At 42.4% G+C, this 12,609-nt stretch carries 14 protein-coding genes; 8 read left to right on the top strand and 6 right to left on the bottom strand.

Features of this window, described 5'->3' with window-relative positions; genetic code table 11:
• Positions 1-7 precede the first annotated feature (7 nt).
• The 8 genes from AC4PHB_RS02235 to AC4PHB_RS02270 all read left to right on the top strand — a co-directional run bounded on the left by AC4PHB_RS02235 (position 8) and on the right by AC4PHB_RS02270 (position 6,465).
• Positions 8-580: an HD domain-containing protein gene (locus tag AC4PHB_RS02235; RefSeq protein WP_492137040.1), complete on the top strand. Its 573-nt coding sequence runs from the start codon at positions 8-10 to the stop codon at positions 578-580.
• Positions 581-611: 31 nt separating this feature from the next.
• Positions 612-1,991 carry a tryptophanase gene (locus tag AC4PHB_RS02240; RefSeq protein ID WP_492137041.1) on the top strand — a complete coding sequence of 460 codons (1,380 nt, stop codon included), beginning with the start codon at positions 612-614 and terminating at the stop codon, positions 1,989-1,991.
• A gap of 47 nt (positions 1,992-2,038) precedes the next feature.
• A complete protein-coding gene (locus AC4PHB_RS02245) occupies positions 2,039-2,989 on the top strand; it encodes an alpha/beta hydrolase family protein (protein WP_492137042.1) in 951 nt (316 codons plus the stop codon).
• Between the two features lie 114 nt (positions 2,990-3,103).
• Positions 3,104-3,703 (top strand): superoxide dismutase, encoded by a 600-nt coding sequence (locus tag AC4PHB_RS02250; protein WP_492137043.1) that lies wholly within the window; start codon positions 3,104-3,106, stop codon positions 3,701-3,703.
• A gap of 138 nt (positions 3,704-3,841) precedes the next feature.
• Positions 3,842-4,096: a cysteine-rich small domain-containing protein gene (locus AC4PHB_RS02255; protein ID WP_492137044.1), complete on the top strand. Its 255-nt coding sequence runs from the start codon at positions 3,842-3,844 to the stop codon at positions 4,094-4,096.
• A gap of 2 nt (positions 4,097-4,098) precedes the next feature.
• A complete protein-coding gene (locus tag AC4PHB_RS02260) occupies positions 4,099-4,491 on the top strand; it encodes a YkvA family protein (protein ID WP_492137045.1) in 393 nt (130 codons plus the stop codon).
• A 10-nt stretch (positions 4,492-4,501) separates the two neighbouring features.
• Entirely contained in the window at positions 4,502-5,500 is a 999-nt protein-coding gene (locus AC4PHB_RS02265; RefSeq protein WP_492137046.1) for an S-layer homology domain-containing protein, read from the top strand.
• Between the two features lie 65 nt (positions 5,501-5,565).
• Positions 5,566-6,465, top strand: a complete 900-nt coding sequence (locus tag AC4PHB_RS02270) for a DMT family transporter (protein WP_492137047.1) — start codon at positions 5,566-5,568, stop codon at positions 6,463-6,465.
• A 21-nt stretch (positions 6,466-6,486) separates the two neighbouring features.
• Here AC4PHB_RS02270 and AC4PHB_RS02275 read toward each other — a convergent pair whose 3' ends face one another.
• From AC4PHB_RS02275 to AC4PHB_RS02300, 6 genes are all read right to left on the bottom strand, one after another.
• Complete coding sequence (locus AC4PHB_RS02275; RefSeq protein ID WP_492137048.1) at positions 6,487-7,368, bottom strand: cell division protein FtsX; 882 nt, start codon at positions 7,366-7,368, stop codon at positions 6,487-6,489.
• Positions 7,358-8,035, bottom strand: coding sequence for a cell division ATP-binding protein FtsE (locus AC4PHB_RS02280; RefSeq protein ID WP_492137049.1), 678 nt, complete (start codon positions 8,033-8,035; stop codon positions 7,358-7,360). Before AC4PHB_RS02280 ends, AC4PHB_RS02275 begins: the two co-directional genes overlap by 11 nt.
• Before the next feature lie 9 nt (positions 8,036-8,044).
• On the bottom strand, positions 8,045-9,151 hold the full coding sequence (locus AC4PHB_RS02285) for a coiled-coil domain-containing protein (protein ID WP_492137050.1): 1,107 nt from the start codon (positions 9,149-9,151) through the stop codon (positions 8,045-8,047).
• Between the two features lie 96 nt (positions 9,152-9,247).
• Positions 9,248-10,498: a DUF1015 domain-containing protein gene (locus AC4PHB_RS02290; RefSeq protein ID WP_492137051.1), complete on the bottom strand. Its 1,251-nt coding sequence runs from the start codon at positions 10,496-10,498 to the stop codon at positions 9,248-9,250.
• Positions 10,499-10,510: 12 nt separating this feature from the next.
• Positions 10,511-11,419, bottom strand: coding sequence for a D-2-hydroxyacid dehydrogenase (locus AC4PHB_RS02295; protein WP_492137052.1), 909 nt, complete (start codon positions 11,417-11,419; stop codon positions 10,511-10,513).
• An 8-nt stretch (positions 11,420-11,427) separates the two neighbouring features.
• On the bottom strand, positions 11,428-12,507 hold the full coding sequence (locus AC4PHB_RS02300; RefSeq protein ID WP_492137053.1) for a pyridoxal-phosphate-dependent aminotransferase family protein: 1,080 nt from the start codon (positions 12,505-12,507) through the stop codon (positions 11,428-11,430).
• Positions 12,508-12,609: the final 102 nt, after the last annotated feature.

Here is a 12,609-nt window from a genome sequence, read left to right on the forward strand (position 1 = left end):
GATCCTGTTGACAAGACCTACAAGAGAAGAAGCCTACAGGCTTTTGACGAAATATGTTGAAAATGACAGCCAGATCAAGCACGCGTTGGCGGTAGAGGCCACTATGAGGCATTTTGCAGAACTATTCAGCGAAGATGTAGATAAGTGGAGCGTGATTGGACTTATCCATGACCTTGACTACGACAAATATCCTGATGAGCACTGTAAAATCACTGAGCAGATTTTAAGAGAAGAGGGTTGGCCGGAGGATTACATCAGGGGAGTACTTAGCCATGGATGGAAGCTCTGTACAGACATTGAGCCAAAAGAATTCATGGAGAAGACAATTTATGCAATTGATGAGCTTACAGGACTGGTTGCTGCTACAGCTCTTATGAGACCCAGCAAATCAATAATGGATATGGAAGCGAAATCTGTGAAGAAAAAGTGGGGCCAAAAGTCCTTCGCAGCTGGCGTCAACCGTGAGGTAATAGAGGAAGGCGTTGCTATGATGGGTATGGAGCTGATGGAAGTCATAAACCAAACTATCCTCGGAATGAGGAAGGTTGCTGAGGAGATAGGACTTAAGGGAGACCTGTAGTCATTTCTATATAAAAAATGGAGGGGATTTCATGACCAAATACTATGCTGAACCTTTCAAGATCAAGATGGTTGAGCCCATTAAGATGTTGACTCGAGAGGAAAGGATCGAAAAAATCAAGAATGCTCATTACAATGTTTTCTATCTTGATTCTGACGATGTATATATCGATCTTTTGACAGACAGTGGCACCGGAGCTATGAGCGCCAATCAATGGGCTGGAGTGATGGTAGGGGATGAGGCTTATTCAGGCTCAAGAAGCTATAAAAACCTTATGGTATCTGCCAAGGATATATTCGGTTATGAGTATTTCCAGCCGGTACACCAGGGAAGAGCAGCTGAGAAGGTAGTAATGCCTATTTTTCTTCATGAGGGCAAGGTAGCCATATCTAACATGCATTTTGATACTACACGTGCTCACGTGGAGCTGGCAGGTGCAAGGGCTATAGACTGTGTTATCCCTGAGGCTCTAGATACAGTCAACTACCATCCATTTAAGGGCAATATGGATATTGAAAGACTTAAAAAGCTTATTGAAGAGCATGGACCAGAGAATGTTGGCATGATAATCATTACAGTTACAAATAATAGTGCAGGCGGACAGCCAGTATCTATGGATAACATCAAAAAGACTAGTGAAATAGCAAAATCCTACAACATCCCTGTTTGCATAGACGCTGCCAGGTATGCGGAAAACGCTTACTTTATAAAAAATAGGGAAGATGGTTATGCAGAAAAGTCAATAAAGGACATTGCAAGAGAAATGTTCAGCTATGCTGATGTATTCACGATGAGTGCAAAGAAGGATGCCATAATCAATATGGGCGGACTTGTAGGAGTCAAGAACGATCCTGAGCTTTATGAAATGGTTAAGGCAAGAACTATTCCTTATGAGGGCTTTGTATCCTATGGTGGACTATCAGGAAGAGATATCGAGGCTATGGCGATCGGTCTACAGGAAGGTACTGACTTTGATTTTCTGAAATATAGAATAGGTCAAATGGAGTACCTTGCAGGAAAGCTTGATGAAGCCGGCATAGCTTATCAATCTCCGGTTGGAGGGCATGCTGTGTTTCTTGATGCCAAGAAGCTTTTGCCACATATACCATATTATGAGTTCCCTGCTCAGGCACTAGCTGTTGAACTTTATATCGAAGCAGGGATCAGAAGCTGCGATATAGGCTCCTATATGATGGGCAACGACCCCGACACTGGCGAGCAAATAGAATCAGAATTTGAGTTTACAAGACTGGCAGTACCAAGGAGAGTTTACACTCAGTCACACCTTGATGTTATCGTTGAAGCACTTAAGGCAATAAAAGAAAGAAAGGATACTCTCAAGGGCTACAGGGTAAACTGGGAGCCTAAGGTGCTTAGACACTTTACGGCTAAGCTTGAGCCGCTTAAGTAATCAAAAGGCCTGATCACATCAGGCCTTTCTTAATTGGAGGTGGTTTAATGAAACGTAAATATTTAATTTTGCTACTGGCATCAGCGTTGTTCCTTTCAGGCTGCAGCTCAGCTGGAGGAATTGTTGAAGAGGATTATGATTTGGCTGTTGAAGGCGGGTCCATTTATGGTACCCTGACACTCCCAGAGGGTGAAGGTCCATTTAAGGTTGCCATAATACATCCTGGATCTGGACCTACTGACAGAGACGGAAACAGTGCAATAGCTGGATCAAATAATGGACTGAAAATGATAGCTCAGGAGCTTGCAAATAATGGGATCGCATCCATAAGATATGACAAAAGAGGTATAGCTGAGTCGATGGGCCTAATAAAAAGTGAAAGCGAGCTTGTATTCGAGGACTACGTAAATGACCTGGTTCTCTGGGTCGAAAAGGCTGGATCTGACGATAGGTTTAGTAATATTTATCTTATTGGGCACAGTGAAGGTGCGCTTATATCGGCAGCAGCTGCCACAAAATCCCAGGTTTCAGGCTTTGTTTCACTGGCCGGGGTTGGTGAACCTGCATATGATACTTTGATCAGACAGCTGTCCTCGCAGCCTAAGGAGATAACAGATCTTACCACACCGATAATAATGGAGTTAAAGGAAGGAAGAACAGTAAAGGAGGTTCCTGAAATGCTCCAATCTCTATTCAGGGACAGCATTCAACCATACCTTATTTCCTGGTTCAAATATGATCCTGCAAAGGTATACGGGGATATAAATGTACCAATATTGATCATACAAGGAGACAATGATCTTCAGGTAACAGTTGAGGATGCCAGGATGCTGGGTGATGGTGCCGGTATGGATCCTGTAATAATTGAAGGCATGAATCATATACTAAAGGAAGCACCAACTGATCCCGAAGGTAATATGAAGACGTATCAGGATCCAAAGCTTCCTCTTCATCCCCAATTGATGGATAAGATAATCAGCTTTATAAACAGCAACTAAGTCCGCTAAGTGTGGACTTTTTTTTAGCATCAAATGATAACGTTTATCAATTGATGCTTTGGGGTATATGAGTAACGGATAACTAGTATTTAATATAGATAAAGGAGAGATACAATGCCATTCAAACTGCCAGAATTAAATTATAAGTATGATCAGCTTGAACCAAATATTGATGAAAGGACAATGGAGATCCATCATACAAAGCATCACCAGGCGTATATCAACAACCTGAACGCAGCACTTGAGGGACATGAGGATTTAAGTAGTAAGAGTATAGAAGAGATCATTTCCAACCTGGAAGCAGTTCCAGAGAATATTAGAACAGCTGTAAGGAACAATGGTGGAGGGCACCTAAACCACTCGATGTTTTGGGAGCTGATGTCGCCATCAGGCGGAGGAGAGCCAAAGGGAGAGCTAGGGATGCTAATAGATAGAGATTTTGGTAGCCTGGATGCCTTCAAAGCTGAGTTTAAAAAAGCTGCAATGGGTAGATTTGGAAGCGGCTGGGCTTGGCTTGTGATGGATGGGGAGAAGCTTAAGGTCACATCTACCCCGAATCAGGATAACCCGATCTCAGATGGTTTGAAGCCAATTCTTGGGATCGATGTTTGGGAGCATGCATACTATCTGAAGTATCAAAATCTAAGAGCAGATTATATCGATGCATGGTTCAATGTTGTTGATTGGGATAAAGCTGAAGAGAATATGAAATAGGCCAATAGTTTAAAGCTAAGGAAGGCCCGGGAAACCGGGCCTTCCTTGTTTCAGGGTCCACTTTTAATGCAGTGGTTTTTACAAATACACGTCAACTATGGTATAATACTATGAACATAATTGAGGAAGAGTGATTATATGGAAAATTCATTTAGATACTACAAAAACACAGCTTGTCAATACTACCCCTGTCATAGGACAAAAATCGATGAATTCAATTGCATGTTCTGTTATTGCCCTTTATATCTGATTAAGGATTGCGGTGGGAATTATTCAGTAATAAATGGGATCAAGGATTGCAGCAGCTGCTTTATACCACATAGTTATAGGGGTTATGAATACATAAACGAGAAGCTTATTCAACACACTAGGGCAAACCCTCTGGAGGGTTAGAGATGAAGAAAAAGAAATTTGATCCTGCAAGGATCACTCAGAGTCTGATGGGAAAGGCAAAGGAGTATATGGGAGACTCCGAAAGAATGAAAGAGCTTCTATCTTCTGCAAGTGTGAAGGTAAAGGATAACAATCAGCTCGCTGGTATGATCGACGACATAGGCCTGGCTTTGAACCTGGCAAGAGACTTTACGAAGAAGAATTATAATGATGTATCAAAAGCAAGCATAGCTGCCATAGTAGCCGGGATAATATACCTTGTAAATCCTATGGATATTATTCCCGACTTCCTATTTGCAGGGTTTTTAGACGATGCAGCAGTATTAGGATATATTCTGTCCAGAGTTAAGGACGAACTGGAAAAGTATAGGAGTTGGAAAGACTCCAACAAGTAGGAGGAAGCTTATGAGGAAAGCATTAGCAGTGCTAATAGCACTTATTATGGTCCTGCAACCCTTTGCTGCAAATGGAGCTGGCTTTGATCCTGGAACTCCACGAGCTGTAAGCATAGGACTACCAGTAGGTGGTGAGCAGGGATTGAGGCTGTCATGGATGAATGATCCTGCACTTGGAACATATTTAAACAGTGAATACCCAGGAAACGGATTGTATTATCACGTAAATTTATATTCAAGGAAAGGCTCTGAGGTTCATATCAAGGATATTTACTACAGCTTTGATCAGCTGCAAATCGACCCTGATTCAAGGATATCAGTGGTTGTATCCCTGGAGGAGCTTGGAATAGCTGAAAGCCGCATTGACTTCATGAGTACATCTTATAGTGCAAGAGTCAGATATATTCAGGAGAGGAAGGATATTTTGGGCTCATATTATCTCGCTGACGGATTTAGTGCAAGTGCCAGCCTTGGATTGGTTTACCCATATAATTATGCAAGCAGCTGGGCTATCGAGGAGCTGGATAAAGCGATGGAATATGGCTTTATAACTCAGAGGATAAGCTCCAATATGCGGGATATCATAACCCGCGAGGAATTCAGTGAAATGATGGTAAGCTTCTATGAGTCGCGGACTGGAACTGAAGTCCAATATGGAGGATTTCCATTTTCAGACACAGATAATATTCAAATTGCAAAGGCAGCAAGCTTAGGAATAATTACTGGTTATGAAGATGGATCATTTAGACCTGATAATCCAATCTCAAGACAGGATATTGCCTTGATCATATTCAGGACCTTGAAGCTTATGATGCATGAAATCAACGGTTATTATCAACCTAGAGAAACAGGTGAGCAGATCCAGCCATATGCTTATGATGCAGTAATGTTTCTAGTACATCATGGAATAATGAAGGGCGATGCCAAGGGGATGTTGAACCCACTTGACCATACCACCAGGGAACAGGCTGCCTTGCTGACCATAAGAGCTTATGAGGAATTTAATTAGGGTCACAATCATGGGCCTGCTTGTAGCAAGCCCTGCTTAGTCAGACGATCAAGGAGTTGGATAGGATGCCACAGGGAAATATAGGCGAGCTGGCTGCAATAGCAACTGCATTCAGCTGGACTCTGGTAGGCTTGTTCTTCAGCCAGGCCAGTATAAGGATAGGCAGCATATCAGTCAATTTTTATAAACTCATTTTTGGGTTTACCATGTTAAGCATAACTGCTTACTTTACAAGGGGTGTAGCCTTCCCCGTAGATGCAACACTTAAAAATTGGATATGGCTGGCCATGTCAGGAATCGTTGGATTTTTCCTTGGAGATTATTTTATGCTCAAGGCCTACATAGAGGTGGGTGTTAGAATATCGATGCTTATGATGGCATCAAGCCCGCCAATGGCAGCATTATTGGGGTTTATATTCTTATCGGAAAGATTACCGTCTACTGCTCTCTTAGGGATGCTGATGACTATGTCCGGTATCGTTTTAGTGATATTAAGCAAGGACAAGGAACAGGGTAGAATGAGAGTAAAGTACTCGATGAAGGGACTTGCTTATGCTTTTATCGGAGCCTTTGGCAGTGCAGCAGGGATGGTATTCAGCAAGGTTGGCCTTGGTGATTATAATACTATGGCAGCCACACAAATCAGGATAATTGCTGGATTCCTGTGCTTTGTTATATTCGTTACGGTAAGGAATGAGTGGAAGAACCTACGGTCTGCGATCAAGGACAAAACCGCTTTGAAATATACATTTCTGGGATCGATATTTGGGCCATTTATAGGAGTAAATTTATCGCTTGTTGCCTTGAAGTATACGAGCACGGGAATAGTATCGACGATAACCTCAATGACTCCAGTTACGATAATCCCTTTTTCAATCGCTTTATTTAAAGAAAAGGTCAAGCCTAGAGAGATACTAGGAGCTGTAATTTCAGTCTCAGGCGTAGCCATACTATTATTGATGTAAAAAAAGTGAGGACTGATACCCTCACTTTTTTGGTTTTGTTGAACCTATTCCAACCAATGATCCAGCTATACCCAGCAGTAGTGCCGTTGAAAGAGTAAATATTACCAAGCCCGTCAGCAATAAGTTATAATCCGGCAATACCAAGAAGGATAGAGAACCGATCAGACCATTATATATTTGTGAAACGGCCGTGATCGTCACACAAAGGCTTAATATACCGGATAAAATACTTAGAAAGACCCCATTGATAATGAAGGGAAGGTATATGAATCCATCAGGTGCTCCAAGGAGCTTAAGTGTACCGATTGCATCTCGATTAAGATAGATTCCCTGTCTTATAATGTGTGAGGTCAGAACGACGGTAGCAGCACCAACTGCCGCTATAACCAGTAATCCTGCAAGATTGAATAAAGAGGATATGTCCTTAAGCTTGGTCAATACCTCTCTGTTATCCCGAACGTAGTTTACTCCTTCAATGCTTCCTGCAGTTACTGATATCTCTTCAGCCATATCCAATCGGATATGGACCTCTAAATACTCGCTGAAGGGATTATAGTCAAATAAGGCAAGTATTTTGGAATCATCTCCAAGGAGCTCAATCATTCTGTCTTTTGCTTCATCAGCCTGTATAAGTACGATTTCTTCGACCCCATCTATTTCTTGCAGTTTTTTAGAAATACTGCCTGGGTCAAAACCGAGGTCATAATAAACACTGATTTCAGCCTCAGACTTGAGAGAATCAGCCATGAAGCTCATTGAATATCCAAGACAGGCGGTCATAGATAAAATGAAAAAAATCATTGAAAGACTCAAGGTAGAAAGGATATAAGAAGAGAGATCCTTCCTGGCAAGGGTGCCTGCTTCCCTTAGGAAATAAGGAAAATTGAAAAGCTTAAAACTCATGATGCACCTCCTCAAGCGACATCCTTCCATCCTCTACAGTTATGTGGATATAGTCCTTTTCACGGTCCAACAGATGTGTGGCATGTGTAGTAATGACCACTGTAGTTTCAGGGGATACAAAGGTTTTAAGTAGGTCGAGTACTATTATTGAATTGGACTTATCAAGGTTACCTGTAGGCTCATCGGCAATTATCAATACTGGTTTGCGTGCGACTGCTCTTGCTATTGCAACTCTTTGCCTTTCTCCATAGGAGAGGTTTTCAACAATGCTGTGTACCTTATGAGAAAGACCTACCTTTTCAAGAGCTGCTAAAGTTCGCTGGTACATTTCTTCTCTTTCAAGGTTAAGAAATCTCAGACCTGTCATAACATTCTCACAAGCAGTCCTGCCGTCAAGGAGCTTAAAATCCTGAAAAACAGGACCGATCTTTTGCCTCAAGCTCCGTAATTCACCATGGCTGATAGATTTCATATCCATTCCTAGTACATTAAGCTCTCCACCAGTGGGTTTTTCGATGCCTAAGAGCATTTTTATAAAGCTCGTCTTACCAGAACCGCTTGTTCCGGTTATATAGACCAGCTTTCCATCGGTTATCTTAAGAGTAGCTTCTTTTAAACCGAAGGTTCCATCCTTGTATTGTAGGCTCAACTTATTGGCTTCTATCATAACTTCCCCCTAAAATAACGTCGTTTTGATATTCATATACAGGTATCCATCCTCAAGGCGGATCGATCGTATCGTATTATTTCCCAGAAGAGCATCAAATCTCAATTTAAGCAAGCCATCGGAAAAAAGCTCCTCCATGGCAGCCTTTTCTAAAGTAAGTCCCATGAATTCTCCTACATCCAGTGAAAATCCCAGCGTTCTTTCGTCGAGATGTTCTAAGCTCCCCTTCATGGTAAGCTGAAGGTCTGGCATTTCAAGGGTCATCACATCCTTAACAAAGAAAATCTTCACCCTTGTGGGATAGTTCTTCAGTGAAAGATCCCGATTCAGTGACTCATCCAAGATCGTTCCACTGACACCATCAAGCCCCAGCTTGATCGTGATAAGATCCTGTGACAGGTTGCCAGATTCTATATCACTGGATAATTGGGCTATTGTATCAGTAAAAACTGGCTTAATATCAACAAGTGAGCTCTCTAGTTGAGCGAGCCACTCTTCATACTTTCCTCTTTCATCCTGCAGAGCGGATAGTCTATTCTCAAGCTCGAGAGAAGCTTCCTCCTTAGCTGTTATTGAGCTCTGAAGCTCATTTCGTTTTCTGTTTAACTGCTCAAGCGATTCATCCAGCCTCATTTTTTCCATCACAAGAGCTTCTTTCTCACTTTGCAGCCTGTCCAATAGCTTTTCGGTACCTCTCGAGATATCTCTGATCCCATTTATTCTGTCAATCAATGTCCCGACACTGTCCGAGCTTAGTATCAGCTGAAGATAAGAGACAGGTCCTTTTTTTTGATAGTTCCTTAGGATCTCCTCCATAACAGACAACCCATCGTCATAATCCCTTTGCTTTATATTTATGTTCTCATCAAGGCTTTTAATGTTGATATCCAGAGCTTTGATATCCTCTTTGAGCCTTAGTTCTTGGCGTAGAAGCTCATTCACCTCCTGGGATAGCAGAAACAGAGCATCGAGAATTTCCTTCTCTTCGATCTGAAGCCTTTCAAGGTCATCTTCAGCCTCAAAGGTCTCGGTAAGAGTAGATGCCCAGCCGGTATATGACAGTGAAAGTACTAGCAGACCTACTATAAAATAAAAAAGCAAATTATATTGCTTCATTTTCCATCACCTCATAGTATGTTTATACCCTTTGAGTGGTGCCTGTGTCAATATTACAAGGCATAGAAATGCCCGGGAAGACCCGGGCATAAATCATTACTCAAGTGTGTGTATGAAAAGTCCGCTTCTAAGCTTTGGCTCAAACCAAGTTGATTTTGGCGGCATTACCTCACCAGCATCCGCTATTGCCATAAGATCTGATATGCTCGTTGGATACATGGAAAATGCCACCCTCATACCGCCTTCATCGACCCTATCCTCAAGCTCGGCTAAACCTCTGATACCTCCCACAAAATCGATCCTGTTGTCCACTCTTGGATCCTGGATCCCCAAAAGAGGTGTCAGGACATTTTTCTGAAGTATTGAAACATCCAGTCTGTCAACAGGTGAATCCTCGTCGAAGGTACCATCCTTGGCTTTCATGCAATACCATTTATCGTCGAGATACATGCCAAAGGTGTGTTTTTCAGTGGGCTTGAACTGACCTTCGCCTTCAAATTCTTTTACCTCGAAGCTTTGCTTCAAAAGCTCTATGAATTCAGTTGTAGAGTATTCATTCAGATCCCTTACGACTCTATTATAGTCCATTATATATAGATCCTCATCTGGAAAGAGGACTGCAAGGAAATAATTAAATTCCTCAGTACCATCGAAGTCAGGTAGCTGCTCTCTTCTCTTTAGTCCTACCTTGACGGCAGATGCAGCCCTGTGGTGGCCATCGGCTATATAAAGGTAGTCAACTCCGCTGAATTTAGCTGCGAGCTCATCCACGATCCCTCTGTCATCTATGTGCCAAACAGTATGTGTGATCCCATCATCGGAAATAAAGTCATAGATAGGATCCTTGTTCTCCATCCAGTTATTTATAAGCTGAGATATGTCATCTCGTTTTCTATAAGTCAAAAATATCGGACCGGTATTTGCGTTAGTATAATCTACATGATTTATTCTGTCAAGCTCCTTATCAGCCCTTGTGAACTCATGCTTTTTGATTATGTTATTTAAATAATCGTCGATCGACGTAGTTCCAACTAATCCTACCTGAGTCCTGCCATTCATGATTTGCTTGTAGATATATAGACTGTCCTCTGGATCTTTTATAAAAATCTTATCCTTGATCATACCATACAGATTATCTCTGGCTTTTTCATAAACCTGTATATCATGGATATCCACTGAAGGATCAAGATCGATCTCAGCCTTGTCAACATGGAGGAAGGAGTAGGGATTTCCTGTAACCATATGCCTGGCTTCATCGCTGTTCATTACGTCATATGGCAGCGCAGCCACCTTGCTGGCCAGCTCAGGAGCCGGCCTGTATGCTTTAAAGGGTTTCAATACAGCCATTTACATACCTCCTTAGAAACTGGTCTTTACTATCTCTACTATCTCTCCGCCTATCCTTTCCTGAGCCTCTGCTGTAGAGCCTCCGATATGAGGTGTTGAGGACACGTTCGGATGATTTATCAAAGCTGCATTCTTAGTTGGCTCCTCGACAAAGACATCTATCCCTGCACCTGCAAGATCTCCGGACTCTAAAGCTTGAAGAAGAGCCTCCTCGTCAACAACACCGCCTCTTGCACAGTTTATAAGATAAGCAGTATTTTTCATCATCTTAAGCTCATCCCTACCAATCAAAGCTTTCCCTCCCTCTAGTGAAGGAGTATGGATGGATACGAAATCTGATATCCTAAGCAGCTCCTCGAGTGTGGAGTAACCGTATTCAGGGAAATCTTCTCTCGGACCCCGCCTGTTTGTATATAATACCTTCATACCCAGTGCATTTGCTTTTTTAGCCAACTCGATGGAGATCCTGCCGAAACCGATAAGTCCAAGAGTCTTTCCTGCAAGCTCGATTCCCGTATAGTTCTTTTTATTCCATTTCCCTTCTCTCATAGTAACATTTGATATACCCACGAATCTTGCGAGAGAGAACATGTGTGCCAGAGCAAGCTCAGCGACTGATGCACTGCTTGAGTTAGGAGTGTTTCTCACCTTAAGTCCCTTAGCCTCAGCGTACTCGACATCGATATTGTCAACCCCAACTCCTGCTCGTATTATCATCTTAAGTCTTCCAGACTCTGCTGCGGCATCTATAATAGGAGCTTTGACCTTAGTGGCAGATCTTACGATCACTACATCGTAATCAGCGAGCGCTTTTTTCAGCTCTTCAGGCTCAAAAAACTGCTCTGTGACTTCATGACCCATGGATTCAAGCTCATCCCGGGCAGATTTGTCTATTCCGTCAGTTGCAAGTATCCTCAGCATATTTCTTATCACTCCAATCCAAGTATATCGTTGATATTATCCAGAAGTTCCTTGACCTCTTCAACAGAATAGTCGGCCATATGTGCGATTCTGAAAGTAACGTCCTTTAAATCTCCATAGCCATTGGAGATCATAAAGCCTCTTTCTCCAAGCTTCTTATTGAGGTCACTGACGCTAATACCCTTCGTATTAGTTATAGTTGTAAGCGTCTGGGAGAGATATTTCTCTTCCTTGACAAATAGCTCAAAGTGCTTCTTAGCCCATGCTCTTACAAGCTCAGCCATCTCATGGTGTCTTGAATAGCGGTTCTCAAGACCTTCTTCAAGTATTCTGTCTAGCTGGTAGTCCATAGCAAACATATGTGATAAAGATGGAGTAGACGGGTATTGATAATCTTTTTTCATGACTGTGTCATAAAGGTCTACGATATCTAGATATAAGCCTCGGAACTCAACCTGCCTGCCAGCCTCGATAGCCCTTTCAGAAACTGAGCAGATGCTCATACCGGCTGGAAGGCCTAGTGCCTTTTGAGTTGAAGTTATACAGACGTCAATCCCCCAGGCATCAGTGTCTATGAGAACTCCGGCCATAGAGCTTACAGTATCTACAAGGAACAGCACGTCCGGATACTTTTCTTTCAGTAGCTTACCGATCTCATCGACCGGATTCATTATACCAGCTGAAGTCTCATTATGAGTAACTGTTATTACATCGTATTTTCCAGTAGCCAGCGCTTCGTCTACCATCTCAGGAGTTGTTGGGTAACCTGGCTCCGATTTAAATATGTCAGCCGGTACGTTGTTGGTTTTTGCCATCTTATACCATCTGTCGCCAAAGGCTCCGACGGAGAATACAGCCGCTCTTTTCCTTGTGAAGGATCTTATTGCACCCTCCATAAGACCGCTGCCGGATGAAGTTGACAATACTATTTGGTTTTCAGTGCGGAAAACCTTCTGCATTTTTTCAGAAATGTCCCTTTGAAGCTTGGATGCATCCTTTGTTCTGTGTCCAATTTGGGGCGTTGCCATTTTTTGAAGTACATCTTCCCGAACATCAACCGGTCCTGGGATAAAAAGCTTCTTGTGCATATTAAAACCTCCTATAAATAGACTCAACACTATTTTACCCAAAAAAGACCCGCGTATCCCTAAAAAGCTGAAAATATAGATGCTTGTCTTTTCCAAGTCCCC

The sequence above is a fragment of the Gudongella sp. QWL-04 genome (assembly GCF_058683975.1).

Coding starts and splice junctions, on each gene's coding strand:
- AC4PHB_RS02240 (WP_492137041.1), top strand. CDS start 612: ATGACCAAATACTATGCTGAACCTTTCAAGATCAAGATGGTTGAGCCC.
- AC4PHB_RS02245 (WP_492137042.1), top strand. CDS start 2,039: ATGAAACGTAAATATTTAATTTTGCTACTGGCATCAGCGTTGTTCCTT.
- AC4PHB_RS02250 (WP_492137043.1), top strand. CDS start 3,104: ATGCCATTCAAACTGCCAGAATTAAATTATAAGTATGATCAGCTTGAA.
- AC4PHB_RS02255 (WP_492137044.1), top strand. CDS start 3,842: ATGGAAAATTCATTTAGATACTACAAAAACACAGCTTGTCAATACTAC.
- AC4PHB_RS02260 (WP_492137045.1), top strand. CDS start 4,099: ATGAAGAAAAAGAAATTTGATCCTGCAAGGATCACTCAGAGTCTGATG.
- AC4PHB_RS02265 (WP_492137046.1), top strand. CDS start 4,502: ATGAGGAAAGCATTAGCAGTGCTAATAGCACTTATTATGGTCCTGCAA.
- AC4PHB_RS02270 (WP_492137047.1), top strand. CDS start 5,566: ATGCCACAGGGAAATATAGGCGAGCTGGCTGCAATAGCAACTGCATTC.
- AC4PHB_RS02275 (WP_492137048.1), bottom strand. CDS start 7,368: ATGAGTTTTAAGCTTTTCAATTTTCCTTATTTCCTAAGGGAAGCAGGC.
- AC4PHB_RS02280 (WP_492137049.1), bottom strand. CDS start 8,035: ATGATAGAAGCCAATAAGTTGAGCCTACAATACAAGGATGGAACCTTC.
- AC4PHB_RS02285 (WP_492137050.1), bottom strand. CDS start 9,151: ATGAAGCAATATAATTTGCTTTTTTATTTTATAGTAGGTCTGCTAGTA.
- AC4PHB_RS02290 (WP_492137051.1), bottom strand. CDS start 10,498: ATGGCTGTATTGAAACCCTTTAAAGCATACAGGCCGGCTCCTGAGCTG.
- AC4PHB_RS02295 (WP_492137052.1), bottom strand. CDS start 11,419: ATGCTGAGGATACTTGCAACTGACGGAATAGACAAATCTGCCCGGGAT.
- AC4PHB_RS02300 (WP_492137053.1), bottom strand. CDS start 12,507: ATGCACAAGAAGCTTTTTATCCCAGGACCGGTTGATGTTCGGGAAGAT.